The organism is Pseudomonas sp. R4-35-07, assembly GCF_003852235.1.
Lineage (GTDB): Bacteria > Pseudomonadota > Gammaproteobacteria > Pseudomonadales > Pseudomonadaceae > Aquipseudomonas.
In genome coordinates this window covers 4,789,612-4,804,393 of record NZ_CP027732.1, presented here as the reverse complement: position 1 = coordinate 4,804,393, position 14,782 = coordinate 4,789,612, and the positions used below count along the sequence as shown (strand labels likewise).

Sequence of the window (14,782 nt, the reverse complement as noted above, 5' to 3'; positions counted from 1 at the left end):
ACGCGACACTGTGGCTCACTCACCGGAGCCCGCTATGAACCTTTTCCTGTATGTACTCACTGTGCTGATCTGGGGCACGACCTGGATCGCGCTCAAATGGCAGTTGGGCGTGGTGGCGATTCCCGTGTCGATCGTTTACCGCTTTGCCTTGGCGGCCCTGGTGCTGTTCGTGCTGTTGCTGCTCAGCCGCCGGCTGCAGGTGATGAACCGGCGCGGGCACCTGATTTGCCTGGCCCAGGGCCTGTGCCTGTTCTGCGTCAACTTCATGTGTTTTCTGACCGCCAGCCAATGGATTCCCAGCGGCCTGGTGGCGGTGGTGTTTTCCACGGCGACCTTGTGGAACGCGCTGAATGCCCGGGTGTTTTTCGGCCAGCGGGTCGCGCGCAATGTATTGATGGGCGGCGGCCTTGGCTTGCTCGGCCTGGGCTGTTTGTTCTGGCCCGAATTGGCAGGGCACGCCGCCAGCCCACAGACCCTGCTCGGCCTGGGCCTGGCCTTGCTGGGCACGCTGTGTTTTTCGGCGGGCAATATGCTCTCAAGCCTGCAACAGAAAGCCGGGCTGCGGCCCTTGACCACCAACGCCTGGGGCATGGCCTATGGTGCGGCGATGCTGGCAGCGTATTGCGCAGTGCGCGGTATTCCGTTCGAGATGGACTGGAGCACGCGCTACATTGGCGCCTTGTGGTATCTGGTGATTCCAGGCTCGGTGATTGGCTTTACCGCCTACCTGACACTGGTCGGCCGCATGGGGCCGGAGCGGGCGGCGTATTGCACTGTGTTGTTTCCGGTGGTGGCGCTGAACGTATCTGCCTTTGCCGAGGGTTATCAGTGGACGGCACCGGCCCTGGCGGGGTTGGTGCTGGTGATGCTGGGTAATGTGTTGGTGTTTCGCAAGCCGAAGGGTGTGAGCCCGGTCTTCAAAGTGAAGACAGTCTAAATGTGGGAGGGGGCTTGCCCCCGATAGCGGTGGGTCAGATGTAAATGTGCTGGCTGACACACTGCCATCGGGGGCAAGCCCCCTCCCACATTGGCTATTTTATGCCAAGGCGCTTGGCCATGCGGCCAAGGTTGGCGCGGTCCAGGCCCAGTTCTCGGGCGGCGCCGGCCCAGTTGTGTTGATGGCGTTCCAGGCAGGCGTTGATGATCTGGCGCTGGTAATGCTCGGTGGCCTGGCGCAGGTCGCCGGTGACGTCGCGGGCGACAGCGGCCGGTGCTTCGATGGCCGCTGCACTGGCATCAGGCAGGTCCAGATTCGCCGCGCTCAGGCTGAGAATCTTCGGACGTTCGCGGCAATGCCCCAGGGCTTTGAGCGCACTGCGTCCGATCAAATGTTCCAGCTCGCGCACATTGCCCGGCCAGTCGTAGGCCAGCAGCGCCGCCTGGGCATCGCTGGTCAGGCGCAGGCTGCCCAGGCCCATGCGTGAGCGGTTGTGTTCCAGAAAAAAACCGGCCAGCAGCAACACATCGCGCCCGCGTTCACGCAGCGCAGGCACTTGCAGCGGGTAGACGCTCAAGCGGTGGTAGAAGTCGGCGCGGTAGCGGCCATGGCGCACTTCTTCAGCCAGGTCGCGGTTGGTGGCGGCAATCAGGCGCACATCCACCTGATGCTCTTTGTCCGAACCCAGGCGCTGCAACTGGCCGCTTTGCAGCACCCGCAGCAGCTTGGCCTGCACGCTCAGCGACAGCTCGCCCACTTCATCCAGAAACAGCGTGCCGCCATTGGCCAGTTCGAATTTGCCCCGCCGGTCATTCAGTGCGCCGGTGAAGGCGCCGCGCACATGGCCGAACAGCTCGCTTTCCACCAGGGTTTCGGGCAGCGCGGCGCAGTTGAGGCTGATTAGCGGTTTGTCGGCACGCGACGACGCGGCGTGGATCGCCTGGGCGACCAACTCCTTGCCGACCCCGGTTTCACCGGTTATCAGCACGGTCAGGTCACTGCCGCCCACCAAGTTGACCTCTTCGACCAGGCGCTTGTGCGCCTTGCTCTGGCCGATCATTTCCTTGTGCTGCTGGCCGCTGGCCTGGCGGTAGATCTCGGCGCGCTGGTGTTCGTCTTCGGCGCGCAACGCCAGGCGCTCAATTCGCTCGGCGACGTTGACCGTGGCAGCGGCGAGGCTGGCGAAGGCTTGCAGGGCGTCGAGTTCGACCCGTTCGAAGCGCTCGGTGTCGAGGGCGTCCAGGGTCAGCAGGCCCCACGGCTGGTCGTCGATAAATAACGGGCAGCCCATGCAGTCGTGCACTTCCAGCTGCCCGTGCAGGCCCTCCACCAGGCCGTCGTAGGGGTCGGGCAATTCGCTGTCGCTGTCAAAGCGGGTAGGGCCGGGGCTGCTCAGCAGCAGCGCAAAACGCGGGTGCTCGCTGATCTTGAAGCGTCGGCCCAACGTATCGGCACTCAAGCCATCCACGGCCAGCGGCACCAACCACTCGCCCTGCAGGCGCAGCAAGGCGGCGGCATCACACGGCAGCAGGGCGCGCATGGCGTGCAGCAGGCGTCGATAACGCTCGCCTTCGGGCAGGTCCCGTGACAGGTCGGCCACCAGGGGCAGCAGGGTGGTGAGCAACGAGTGTGCAGTCATAATGACTCCTTGTAGTCCTTATGACTATAGGCTGTAGGAAGTCATTTTGACCAGTCTGAATTTAACTTATTGAAAAACAAGGAATTACTAGTTGGCATGATTACTGAGTACCTGAAGGCAATGAGTGAAAAGACTGAGGAGTCTGCCATGCTGAGTGCCCAAGACCGTGCCATCGTCAAATCCACCGTGCCCTTGCTGGAAAGCGGTGGCGAAGCGTTGATCACCCATTTTTACCGCATGATGCTGTCCGAATACCCCGAAGTTCGCCCACTGTTCAACCAGGCCCACCAGGCCACCGGCGACCAGCCGCGCGCCTTGGCCAATGGCGTGCTGATGTACGCGCGGCATATCGACCAGTTGGACCAGTTGGGCGACCTGGTGGCTAAAATCATCAACAAGCACGTGGCCTTGCAGATCCTGCCGGAACACTACCCGATTGTGGGGGCCTGCTTGCTGCGGGCGATCTGCGAAGTGCTCGGCAGCGAGATTGCCACCCCTGAGGTGATGAGCGCCTGGGGCGCGGCGTATGGGCAGTTGGCGGATATCCTGATCGGTGCCGAAGCGGCTATCTACGACGAGAAAGCCCAGGCGCCCGGTGGCTGGCGCGGTGCGCGGCCGTTCCGGTTGGTCAAGCGCGTGGAGGAGAGCAACGAGATCACCTCGTTCTACTTCGCCCCGGTGGACAACGGCCCGATCCTCAGCGCTGCGCCCGGCCAATACATCGGCATGAAGCTGGTGCTCGACGGCGAGGAAGTACGGCGCAACTATTCCCTGTCGGCCCTGAGCAATGACGGCCTGTACCGCATCAGCGTCAAGCGCGAAGCCGGTGGGCGAGTGTCCAACTACCTGCATGACCAGTTGCACGTCGGCGCGACCCTTGACCTGTTCCCGCCCTCGGGCGAGTTCACCTTGGCCGCCGGCGACAAGCCGCTGGTGCTGATCAGCGGCGGGGTAGGCATTACCCCGACCTTGGCGATGCTCGAAGCGGCCCTGGCTACCGAGCGCCCGGTGCACTTTATCCACTGCGCGCGCAACGGTGCGGTGCATGCGTTCCGGGACTGGGTAGACGCGCTAGCGGCGAGGCACCCGCAGCTCAAGCGCTTCTACTGCTATGCCGAGGATGACGGCGTAAGCCCGGCGGCGGACAAGGTCGGCCTGCTGAGCCAGGAACAACTGGCGGCGTGGCTGCCCGAGGCGCGCGACATCGATGCGTACTTCCTGGGGCCCAAGGGGTTCATGGCAGTGATCAAGCGCCACCTCAAGGCCCTGGGCGTACCCGAGAAGCAAAGCCGCTACGAATTTTTCGGCCCGGCTGCGTCGCTGGAGTAAGTTCTTCACAGCAACAGTGAACCAGTGTGGGAGGGGGCTTGCTCCCGATAGCGGTATGTCAGTGACAGACAAGCTGACTGATCCACCGCTATCGGGAGCAAGCCCCCTCCCACATTGGGTTCTTCATTTTTCCTGATTAATCCGTTGTTAACCCCTCTCTGTTTTAACGGGTGCCTGTGTGTAAACTTGTTGCCATTGGGCAAACAGACAAAGGAAACCAGAGATGAGTGACGAATTGCGTTTGGGCAGGGAGCGGCGCTTTCTGGTGTTGCTGGGCATCATCTGCCTGGCGCTGATCGGCGGAGCGCTGTACATGCAAGTGGTGCTGGGCGAAGCGCCGTGCCCGCTGTGCATCCTGCAACGCTATGCCTTGCTGTTGATCGCGATCTTCGCCTTCCTCGGCGCTGCCATGCGCAGCAAGGGTGCGGTCACGTTCTTTGAAGGGCTGGTGGTCCTCAGCGCCCTGGGCGGTGTGGCCGCTGCCGGTCATCATGTGTACACCCAGTTCTTCCCTCAGGTCAGCTGCGGCATCGATGTGCTGCAGCCGATCGTCGATGACCTGCCCCTGGCCAAAGTGTTTCCCCTGGGCTTTCAGGTCGATGGCTTCTGCAGCACGCCCTATCCGCCGATCCTCGGCCTGTCCCTGGCGCAATGGGCGTTGGTCGCGTTCGTGCTGACGGCAATCCTGGTGCCCCTGTGCATCTATCGTAATCGTCACCCCAAAGCCTGAACCCGTTCACTAAAACGCCCCGGTCTTCTTGAGTGAAGGCCGGGGCGTTTTTGTGTGTAGGGATTTGTGAAAGAGCCGTGACGAGCGGCAACGAATAGTGCGCGCAGCGTGCGACATGTTGTCACACGGAGGCTGTCGCAGGGCATTTCTGAATGGCCGAACCGGCCGCTGAATTTGCATCCGGGGCACAAAACGTGCTGTCAATTCGTGGTTTGAAAGACACCGCCGGGCGCGTGAGGTTTGAGCCCATGAGCGCTCTGCAAATGCCTTGTTTTATGGGGACTTTGCCACGTTTGCCATGCCCTTACACAGCGTAAGGGGAGTGGCAATCTGCCCAATAACAGCGCAATTTTTGTGGTTTTTGTTGAGAATTGAACGCGATAACATCGCGAACCCTTGCAGGAATGGTGAAGTATTATTGCTGTAATCGATAAAAATTATTTCTTTATCAGACATGGTTTATACATCGCTAGCTAACTACAATCGCCCGCACTGAATGTCCGGTGCTGTTCAATATTTGAGCATTGGAGCGGTCGAGGAGCAGATGGAAGGCTCTGTGCGATCCCAGGTTCCGGCAGCCTTTCAACTTTCCGCACCAAATGGAATTGGTCTGTAACAAGGCCTTTAGCCACGAAATCGAATAAGAACTCACCGCAGGTCCGTGCGACGTACAGCTATGACGTAACGGGCAGGCTCTTATTCAATCGAAGAGAAATGCCAACCCTTGGCAGGGTGAAGTGTTGGCGATCAAAACCCAACTGCATTGCGCAAGCTGCTTTAGAGGTCGTGAGATGAGTAAAAACAGGTACCCCCGATTACTAGGCTTTTTGCCGCTGCTTGGCATGATGTTAATGCTGGGAGGCTGCAAGTGGACCTTGCTCGACCCAAAAGGACAGGTCGGTCTGGATGAACGAAACCTGATCATCACCGCCACCCTGCTGATGCTGCTGGTCGTGATCCCTGTGATCATCATGACCTTCGCCTTCGCCTGGAAATACCGCGCGTCCAACACCAGCGCTACCTACGCGCCGAAGTGGTCGCACTCCACCAAGATCGAAATCGCGGTGTGGCTGGTCCCGATCCTCATCATCATTGCCCTGGGTTACGTGACCTACAAGTCCACCCATGCACTGGACCCGTACCGTCCGCTGGAATCCGACGTCAAGCCGATCAACATCGAAGTGGTCGCGCTGGACTGGAAGTGGCTGTTCATCTACCCGGACCTGGGTATCGCCACTGTGAACCAGATCCGGTTCCCGGAGCACACTCCGCTTAACTTCAAGATCACCTCCGACGCCGTGATGAACTCGTTCTTCATCCCAGCCCTGGGCGGCCAGATCTACGCGATGGCAGGCATGCAGACCAAGCTGCACCTGATCGCCAACCAGAAAGCTGAAATGGAAGGCATCTCTGCCAACTACAGCGGCGCTGGCTTCACCGGCATGAAATTCAAAGCGATCTCGACGAGCCAGGAAGAATTTGACGCCTGGGTAGCCGAAGTCAAGGCCGCACCTAAACAGCTTGATCAAGCTGGATACGACGCCCTGACCAAACCAAGCCAGAACAACCCTGTCGCCCTGTACTCCGCGTTTGAGCCGAACCTGTTTCAGAAAATCGTCGACAAGTACGAAGGTATGAAGCCAGGCAAGCCGGTCAAGCACGAGAAGAAAGAAGTGGCCGTGGTTGAAGGTTCTGACACAGGCGCGCATTCAACTGCTGGGGCAGAGGAGTAAACGATGTTTGGTAAATTAAGTTGGGATGCGGTCCCTTTCCACGAGCCGATTGTGATGATTACCATCGCCATGATCGCGCTGGGTGGTCTGGCACTGTTTGCGGGTATCACCTACTTCAAGAAGTGGACCTACCTGTGGACCGAGTGGCTGACCTCGGTTGACCACAAGAAAATCGGCGTCATGTACGTCATCGTTGCCATGGTCATGCTGCTGCGTGGTTTTGCCGACGCCATCATGATGCGTACCCAGTTGGCCATGGCCACCGAGGGTTCGCCTGGCTACCTGCCACCTGAACACTATGACCAGATCTTCACCGCCCACGGTGTGATCATGATCATCTTCATGGCGATGCCATTCTTCACCGGCTTGATGAACCTGGCCTTGCCGCTGCAGATCGGTGCGCGTGACGTTGCCTACCCGTTCCTGAACTCCCTGAGCTTCTGGCTGCTGGTATCCGGCGTTGTGCTGATCAACGTGTCCCTGGGCGTCGGCGAATTCGCCAAGACCGGTTGGGTTGCGTATCCGCCATTGTCGGGCCTGCAATACAGTCCGGGCGTGGGTGTGGACTACTACATCTGGGCGCTACAGTTATCAGGACTCGGGACGACATTGACGGGGGTCAACTTCCTGGCCACCGTGCTGAAAATGCGCGCCCCTGGCATGAAACTTATGGACATGCCGATCTTCACCTGGACCTGCACCTGGGCAAACGTGCTGATCGTGGCTTCGTTCCCGATCCTGGCCGCTACCATGGCGCTGCTGTCGCTTGACCGTTACCTGGATTTCCACATTTTCACCAATGAACTTGGTGGCAATCCAATGATGTACGTGAACCTGTTCTGGGCATGGGGGCACCCTGAGGTGTACATCCTGATCCTGCCAGCGTTCGGTATCTTCTCCGAAGTGATCTCGACCTTTACCGGCAAGCGCCTGTTCGGTCACCACTCGATGGTTTATGCATCGGGCGCGATTTCGGTACTGGGCTTCATGGTGTGGCTGCACCACTTCTTCACCATGGGTTCGGGGGCCAGCGTCAACGCCTTCTTCGGCCTGGCGACGATGCTGATTTCCATCCCGACGGGGGTGAAGCTATTCAACTGGCTGTTCACCATCTACCACGGTCGTCTGCGCATGACCAGCCAGGTCCTGTGGACCCTGGGCTTCATGGTCACCTTCGCCATCGGCGGCATGACCGGCGTACTCCTGGCCATCCCGGGTGCTGACTTCGTGCTGCACAACAGCCTGTTCGTGATCGCTCACTTCCACAACGTGATCATCGGTGGTGCGGTATTCGGCTACATCGCTGGTTTCAGCTTCTACTTCCCGAAAGCGTTCGGCTTCAAGCTGCACGAAGGTTGGGGCAAGGCTGCATTCTGGTTCTGGATCTCGGGCTTCTTCGTCGCGTTCATGCCGCTCTATGCACTGGGCTTCATGGGCATGACCCGTCGTCTGAACGCTACCACCAACCCTGAGTGGGTGCCGTACCTGTACGTCGCCATGTTCGGTGCGGTGATGATCGCTGTGGGCATCGCCTGCCAGCTGATCCAGCTGTATGTCAGCGTGCGTGATCGCAAGCAGAACCTGTGCGAATCGGGCGACCCGTGGAATGGCCACACCCTGGAATGGTCGACCTCGTCGCCACCGCCGTTCTACAACTTCGCCGTGATTCCTACCGCGAACACCATCGATGCGTTCACCGAAGCCAAGGAAGACGGTACTGCGTACCAGCAACCCAAGCACTACGAACCGATCCACATGCCAAACAACACCGCCACTGGCGTGGTGATGGGTGCGCTGTTGACCGTGTTCGGTTTCGCGATGATCTGGCACATCTGGTGGCTGGCAATCGCGAGCCTGGTGGGCACTATCGGTTACTTCATCATTCACGCTGCCCGTGATGATCAAGGCTACATGGTGCCGGTCGAAACGATCGAACGCATCGAAGCCGAGCAGCACGCTCGCCTGGTAGCCGAGAAGAAGATCCCGGCCAACCGTGTAGAAACCTCGTTGGAACAGGCTTAAACCATGTCGAACTTAGTGACCAATGCTGGACACGCCCATGTCGATGACCATGGGCACGATGACCATCACCACGATTCGGGGCCAATAACCGTCTTCGGTTTCTGGCTCTACCTGATGACCGACTGCATCTTGTTTGCATCGATCTTCGCGGTGTACGCGGTACTGGTAAACAACGTAGCGGGTGGCCCGTCGGGCCACGACATCTTCGAACTGCCTTACGTGCTCGGCGAAACCGCCTTGCTCTTGTTCAGTTCGATCACCTACGGCTTCGCCATGTTGGCCTTCTACAAGGGCAACAAGAAAGGCGTGCTGAGCTGGTTGGCACTGACCTTCCTGTTCGGCCTGGGCTTCATTGGCATGGAGATCAACGAGTTCCACCTGCTGATCTCCGAAGGCTACGGCCCGCACCGTTCCGGTTTCCTGTCGGCGTTCTTCACGCTGGTCGGTACCCACGGTCTGCACGTATCCGCCGGCCTGCTGTGGATGGCGGTGATGATGTATCAGGTCAATAAACACGGCCTGACCAACACCAACAAGACCCGCCTGAGCTGCCTGAGCCTGTTCTGGCACTTCCTGGACGTGGTCTGGATCTGCGTATTCACCGTCGTTTACTTGATGGGGACTCTGTAATGGCTAATGCACACTCCCATGACAGCCACGATTCAAGCCACGGCAGCGTAAAGTCTTACGCCATCGGCTTTATCCTGTCGGTCATCCTGACCCTGATCCCGTTCGGCCTGGTGATGTACCCAACCCTGCCGAAGTCGATCACCTTGATGATCGTGTTGGCGTTCGCGGTGATTCAGGTCCTGGTTCACCTGGTGTACTTCCTGCACCTGGACCGTTCCAAAGAGCAGCGCGAGAACGTGATTGCGTTCGTGTTCGCAGGCCTGGTGATCGTTCTGCTGGTTGGTCTGTCGCTGTGGATCATGTTCAGCATCCACACCTACATGATGGCGAAGTGAGGTAAAACCCGATGTCGCTTAAGCACTTTATCCAAATCACCAAACCGGGGATCATTTTCGGTAACGTGCTTTCTGTGGCGGGCGGTTTCTTCCTGGCCTCCAAGGGACATGTCGATCTGGCCATCTTCCTGGCTGCAATGATCGGCACGTCCCTGGTGGTAGCTTCCGGATGCGTGTTCAACAACTGCATCGACCGTGACATCGACGTCAAGATGGAACGCACCAAGAATCGCGTGCTGGTCCAGGGCCTTATCTCCCTGAAGCTGGCACTGATTTTCGCGACCGTCCTGGGTGTTGCGGGCGTGGTGTTGTTGTACAAGGTGGCCAACCCGCTGGCGGCGCTGTTTGCCGTGATCGGTTTTGTCATCTACGTTGGCCTCTACAGCCTCTACCTCAAGCGCAAGTCGGTACACGGCACGCTCGTGGGCAGTCTGTCGGGGGCGATGCCGCCGGTGATTGGTTATGTGGCTGTAACCAATAGCTTCGACATGGCCGCGCTGGTGCTGCTGGTGATGTTCAGCCTGTGGCAGATGCCGCATTCCTACGCCATCGCGATTTTCCGCTTCAATGACTACCTGGCTGCGTCGATTCCGGTTCTGCCGGTCAAGCGTGGCATCCAGGTGGCCAAGAAACACATTCTGCTCTACATCCTGGCCTTCCTCGTGGCGACCCTGATGTTGACCTTCAGTGGCTACGCCGGCATGAGCTACCTCGCCGTCGCCGCGGCCATGGGCATGTACTGGTTGTACATGGCCTGGACCGGCTACAAGGCGGTGGATGACACCGTCTGGGCGCGCAAGCTGTTCGTGTTCTCGATCTTCACCATCACCGCGCTCAGCGTGATGATGTCCCTGGATTTCCAAGTGCCGAAAGAGCTGTTGCTGACGTACGCGCCCTAAGTGGTCTGGCAGTGAAAAGCCCCGCCTTCGAAAGAGCGCGGGGTTTTTTATTGAGTGGCCTTTAAACTATTCCCCATTCTTCGAAGGCAGGAAGCAAAGCAATGAGTAAAAAAGCCGTGATGGTGTTCAGTGGCGGGCAGGATTCGACCACCTGCCTGATCCAGGCGCTGAAGCTGTATGACGAAGTGCACTGCATCACCTTCGATTATGGTCAGCGCCATGTGGCGGAAATCGAAGTGGCCCAGAAGTTGGCCAAGCAATTGGGCGCCACCGTGCACAAAGTGATGGACGTGTCGCTGCTCAATGAGCTGGCGATCAGCAGCCTCACCCGTGACAACATTCCGGTGCCGACCGTGAACAGCTCAGGCGAAAGCCTGCCGAGCACCTTCGTGCCGGGCCGCAATATCCTGTTCCTGACCCTGGCCGCGATCTACGCCTATCAAGTGAAGGCTGAGACCGTCATCACTGGCGTGTGCGAAACCGACTTCTCGGGATATCCGGATTGCCGTGACGAGTTCGTCAAGGCACTGAACCAGGCCCTCAAGCTGGGCATGGAATACGACGTGCGTCTCGACACCCCGTTGATGTGGCTGAACAAGGCCGAGACCTGGGCCCTGGCCGATTACCACGGGCAACTGGAGCTGGTGCGCGAGCAGACGCTGACCTGCTACAACGGCGTCATTGGCACCGGCTGTGGCGAGTGTGACGCGTGCAACCTGCGCGCCCGGGGCCTGAATGAATATCTGCAAAACAAGGCGGATGTGATGCAGAGCCTGAAGCACAAGTTGCAGCTGAAATAACTCGATCCAGAGCCAGGTGAGGTCTACCTGATAGAGGACGATCAAAATGTGGGAGGGGGCAAGCCCCGATGAGGCAGTGTCAGTGAATGCCTGTGTAACTGACACACCGCCATCGGGAGCAAGTCGAATCGTCGCACCGCCCCTCCCACATAAGTTTCGCGGTAGGGCCCTGAACCTGTGGCGGCTCAGGAGTCGAAGCCTCGCTAACTGACACCCCGCGTTCCAAATGTGGGAGGGGGCTTGCTCCCGATGGCGGCCTGACAGCCGACCAGGATGCTGAATCAGAGCGAGTACATATCCGTTGCTGCGGTAACGGCGGCTAATCCGGTGGTGCTAAATCGGGCGACATTTTCCTCGTCATACTCTTTGTATGACCCGTACGAATCCCCCGTCCGCCTACAAGGAGTAGTCACCATGGTCAGCGTCAGTCGTCGATCCCTTCTCGCCCTGGGCGCGGCCTTGCCTGTGCTCGGGCATCTCGATTGGGCAGTCGCAAGCCCTGCGCCGGCGGCCTCTGACGATGTATTGCTCAACTACAACGAAAGCCCTTATGGGCCGTCGAAAGCGGCGCTTGAGGCGATGGCGCGTGGTATTGCGGCGGCCGGGCGTTATCCCTACCCGCACATGTACGCGCTGGCTGCGCTGTTTGCCCAACAGCAAGGCATCAGCGAAGACAACGTGGCGGTGTTTGCCGGCTCCATGGCCGCGTTGCGCTATGCCGTATTGGCATTCACCCACCCAACCCGTGGCCTGGTGATGGCCGCGCCGTCCTATGAAGTTCCGCGCCAGGCGGCCGAATCAAACAAGGCGCCGGTACACGAAGTCAGCCTCGATGCCCAGCATGCCCATGATGTACCGGCGATGCTCGCGGCTGATCCCCAGGCCGGCATGCTGTACCTGTGCAACCCCAATAACCCGACCGGCACCCTGACGCCGACCGAGGCTATCCGCCAGGCGCTGGAGAACAAACCCAAAGGCAGCGTGCTGGTGGTGGACGAAGCCTATATCGACTTCTGCGACGCCCCCAGTTGCGTGAGTTGGATCAAGGACCATGACGATCTGCTGGTACTGCGCACCTTCTCGAAAATTTACGGCATGGCCGGTGCGCGCCTCGGTTTGGCGATCGGCCATCCCTCGCTGCTGGAGCGCCTCGCGGTGTTTGGCGGCGACAATGTCCCGGCCGGTGCCAGCCTGCTGGGTGCCCATGCCAGCCTGGAAGACGTCAAGCTACTGGGCCAGCGCAAGGCGCTCAATGCCGATGTGCGTGAGGAGACCATCGCTTGGCTGAAGGGCCGGGGCTATAGCTGCACGGCTTCCCAGAGCAATTGCTTCATGATCGACGTGAAGCAGCCGGCAGAGCAGGTGGTTGCGCGCCTGGCTGCACAGAATGTGCTGGTAGGGCGCGTCTGGAAGGATTGGCCGCAGTGGGTGCGGGTGACGGTAGGCAATAAGCAGCAAATGCAGCGGTTTCGCGAAGTGTTTGCGACACAGATAGCCTGACCAGACACTGCTGCGCCTGCTCGCGGTCGGCTCAGCGCTGGAAGCACTGGACAAGGTTGGTAGGCATGTTTCATTCTTTCCCTGATATAGAGGAATTTTCCTACGGTGTAGGTCGATTTTGATCGGAAGCTTACGGATTGAAGCACTCCGGTCAGGTCGCTAACCTCACCCGTTGTCACTCATCAGGGACGATAGTCATGCGAAGCGATGGTCAAGCCAATAACAATACGCTCATGCAGCCCGCCGATGTGCGCCAATTGCTCGATGTTGAGCTGAGCCGACGCGGCCTCGGGCATTTCGAGGTCTATCAGTGTGGGCCGACGCTGGATGAAGCGGAAATCATCACTAACTACCCCGACGCGCTGGACCGTGGTGACGCTGCAGATGACTTTTACCAACGCGGTCAATTGCTGTCCTTGTCCAAACGCCGCATAAAGCCGTTTTTCTGGAGCGATGAAAACATCCTTGCGCCCGCTGCAGACGCGGTCCCGGTGCCTGGGCCCTGTGCCCCCGTCGGCGAGGGCGCCAGTTTTATCGTGCATGGTAATCGGGGCTTTTATTCCATCCTCAACCTGTGCAGCTTTGGCGAACATCAACAGTTTCGCGAGCGAGTGCTGGCCAACAAAAGTGAACTGCAGATGCTGCTGGTCTCGGTTTACGACGAGGCGTTGGAAGGCACCACCGTGCTCCCGCCGGTTGTACCGGAAACCGTGCTGACACCTCGGGAAACGCAGGTGTTGTCCTGGACCAGTCAGGGCAAGACCTATAACGAAATAGCGCTTCTGGTCTCAATGAGCCCGCGTACGGTCAAGTTCCATATGAAGAATATCTTCAGCAAGCTGAATGTGCCCAACGGCAAGTCCGCCATTCGCAAAGCCTTGCAGCTGGGCTATATCCGCGAACAGGCCTGATTCGCCGGTACTTCTTTTTCCATTGCCACGCCCGCCGATGATTTATTACCGGCGGGCGTGCGCGTGCGCGTGTGATTTGGCGCTACCTGTCTAAAAGGGCAGCTTGTTCACTTTCAAGCGGTGCTTTAGTTTTTTTGCAGCCAATGAGTTTAGCTCAGGCAAAAAAAACAAGAGCCGCAACATCCCAAAAAATCATCGTCGCTCTAGGCGATAGGCGTGTTGCAGCGTGCCGCTTAATTATGGAGTGATTATGCTGGTCGATAAAAACAAAGAACCTGCTGGCGATTACGCCGGGGGTATTTCCCGTGAAACCTTCGGGATGCTCAAGCACCTGTGCAAGAAAGATAACTACCATTGGGCCATCGCACTGGGTAAGGATTATTCAATCATCGCCTTTGCCATTTATCTGTCCGTGGGCGTCAGCTATTGGTTTTATCCCGTTTCGCTGTTTCTCATCGGCACCACTCAACGTGCCCTGGCGAACGTGTTGCACGAGTCAAGTCACAAACTGTTGGCGAAAAACCGGGCGATCAACTGGTTTGCCGGTACCTTTCTCTCGGGGTACCTGATCTTCCATCTTTACCAGTCCTACAGCACCTCGCACGTCAAAAACCACCATGTGCACCTGGGGCACCCGGAAAAAGACCCGGACTACAATTTCCATCTCAAGTGCGGCCTGTACGACCTCCAGCAAAGCGAGCGCGAGTTCTTCCTGAAGAACGTGGTGATGGCGTTATCGGGTTACCGCACCCTTCAATACATCAAGTACATCGTCAAGGACCGGCTCCAGGGCCAGGACGCACGCATCCGCAAGGAACGCGTGCTGATGTGGGCCTACTGGGCAGTGATTTTTGCAGTGGTTGCCTGGTTTGGCCTTGCGGTTGAACTGGTGCTGTTCTGGTTCGTGCCGCTGTTCACGGCCGCCGTGGCTGTGGGCTGGATCATCGAGCTGGCCGAGCACTATCCGTTGCCCGCCGTTGAAAGCGAAAAGCTGCTGCTGACCCGTAACCGTAAAGGCAACGCGCTGGAAAACTTCTTTTTCGGCCGCCACGACGATAACTACCACCTTGTGCACCACCTGCACCCGTCGATTCCCCACTGGAACATGCGCAAGGCCCATAAACTGCTGATGTCGCACCCCGAGTACGCACGCTGGGACAACCTGTGGGCGGGGATTTTTACCCGTGACCGACATAGCCGCCACAAGGAAACCCTGCTCAGTTACGCGGCCAAATTCCGCGCCCACAAGATCGCCAACCACACCGACGATTCGAGTTTCGCACGTCGCATGCTCAACCAGTCCTACGGGGTTTAATG

General features: G+C 58.7%; 13 protein-coding genes. 12 read left to right on the top strand and 1 reads right to left on the bottom strand.

Annotation, left to right across the window (positions count from 1 at the left end; translation table 11 throughout):
* Window positions 1-34: 34 nt before the first annotated feature.
* Window positions 35-937, top strand: coding sequence for a DMT family transporter (locus tag C4J89_RS21950; protein WP_124415572.1), 903 nt, complete (start codon window positions 35-37; stop codon window positions 935-937).
* 94 nt (window positions 938-1,031) lie between these two features.
* On the opposite strand, the gene norR is transcribed toward C4J89_RS21950, so the two are convergent.
* On the bottom strand, window positions 1,032-2,576 hold the full coding sequence (norR, locus tag C4J89_RS21945) for a nitric oxide reductase transcriptional regulator NorR (protein WP_124415571.1): 1,545 nt from the start codon (window positions 2,574-2,576) through the stop codon (window positions 1,032-1,034).
* Between the two features lie 147 nt (window positions 2,577-2,723).
* On the opposite strand from norR, the gene hmpA reads away from it, so the two are divergent.
* The 11 genes from hmpA (at window position 2,724) to C4J89_RS21885 (ending at window position 14,780) form a co-directional block, all read left to right on the top strand.
* A complete protein-coding gene (gene hmpA / locus C4J89_RS21940) occupies window positions 2,724-3,905 on the top strand; it encodes an NO-inducible flavohemoprotein (protein WP_124415570.1) in 1,182 nt (393 codons plus the stop codon).
* A gap of 223 nt (window positions 3,906-4,128) precedes the next feature.
* Window positions 4,129-4,635 carry a disulfide bond formation protein B gene (locus C4J89_RS21935; RefSeq protein WP_124364343.1) on the top strand — a complete coding sequence of 169 codons (507 nt, stop codon included), beginning with the start codon at window positions 4,129-4,131 and terminating at the stop codon, window positions 4,633-4,635.
* Window positions 4,636-5,426: 791 nt separating this feature from the next.
* The gene (gene cyoA / locus C4J89_RS21925; protein ID WP_124415569.1) at window positions 5,427-6,368 is read left to right on the top strand and encodes a ubiquinol oxidase subunit II; all 942 of its coding nucleotides are present in this window, start codon (window positions 5,427-5,429) and stop codon (window positions 6,366-6,368) included.
* Between the two features lie 3 nt (window positions 6,369-6,371).
* Window positions 6,372-8,390: a cytochrome o ubiquinol oxidase subunit I gene (gene cyoB, locus C4J89_RS21920; protein ID WP_124364342.1), complete on the top strand. Its 2,019-nt coding sequence runs from the start codon at window positions 6,372-6,374 to the stop codon at window positions 8,388-8,390.
* A gap of 3 nt (window positions 8,391-8,393) precedes the next feature.
* Entirely contained in the window at window positions 8,394-9,020 is a 627-nt protein-coding gene (locus C4J89_RS21915) for a cytochrome o ubiquinol oxidase subunit III (protein ID WP_057723999.1), read from the top strand.
* Window positions 9,020-9,355 carry a cytochrome o ubiquinol oxidase subunit IV gene (cyoD, locus tag C4J89_RS21910; protein ID WP_003194051.1) on the top strand — a complete coding sequence of 112 codons (336 nt, stop codon included), beginning with the start codon at window positions 9,020-9,022 and terminating at the stop codon, window positions 9,353-9,355. The genes C4J89_RS21915 and cyoD overlap by 1 nt, the downstream gene beginning before the upstream one ends.
* Window positions 9,356-9,366: 11 nt before the next feature.
* On the top strand, window positions 9,367-10,254 hold the full coding sequence (gene cyoE, locus C4J89_RS21905; RefSeq protein WP_124364341.1) for a heme o synthase: 888 nt from the start codon (window positions 9,367-9,369) through the stop codon (window positions 10,252-10,254).
* 101 nt (window positions 10,255-10,355) lie between these two features.
* Complete coding sequence (gene queC / locus C4J89_RS21900; protein ID WP_124405235.1) at window positions 10,356-11,054, top strand: 7-cyano-7-deazaguanine synthase QueC; 699 nt, start codon at window positions 10,356-10,358, stop codon at window positions 11,052-11,054.
* A gap of 414 nt (window positions 11,055-11,468) precedes the next feature.
* The gene (locus C4J89_RS21895; protein WP_124415568.1) at window positions 11,469-12,554 is read left to right on the top strand and encodes a pyridoxal phosphate-dependent aminotransferase; all 1,086 of its coding nucleotides are present in this window, start codon (window positions 11,469-11,471) and stop codon (window positions 12,552-12,554) included.
* Window positions 12,555-12,751: 197 nt separating this feature from the next.
* Entirely contained in the window at window positions 12,752-13,465 is a 714-nt protein-coding gene (locus C4J89_RS21890; protein WP_124415567.1) for a helix-turn-helix transcriptional regulator, read from the top strand.
* A gap of 250 nt (window positions 13,466-13,715) precedes the next feature.
* A complete protein-coding gene (locus tag C4J89_RS21885; RefSeq protein WP_124415566.1) occupies window positions 13,716-14,780 on the top strand; it encodes a fatty acid desaturase family protein in 1,065 nt (354 codons plus the stop codon).
* Window positions 14,781-14,782 lie beyond the last annotated feature (2 nt).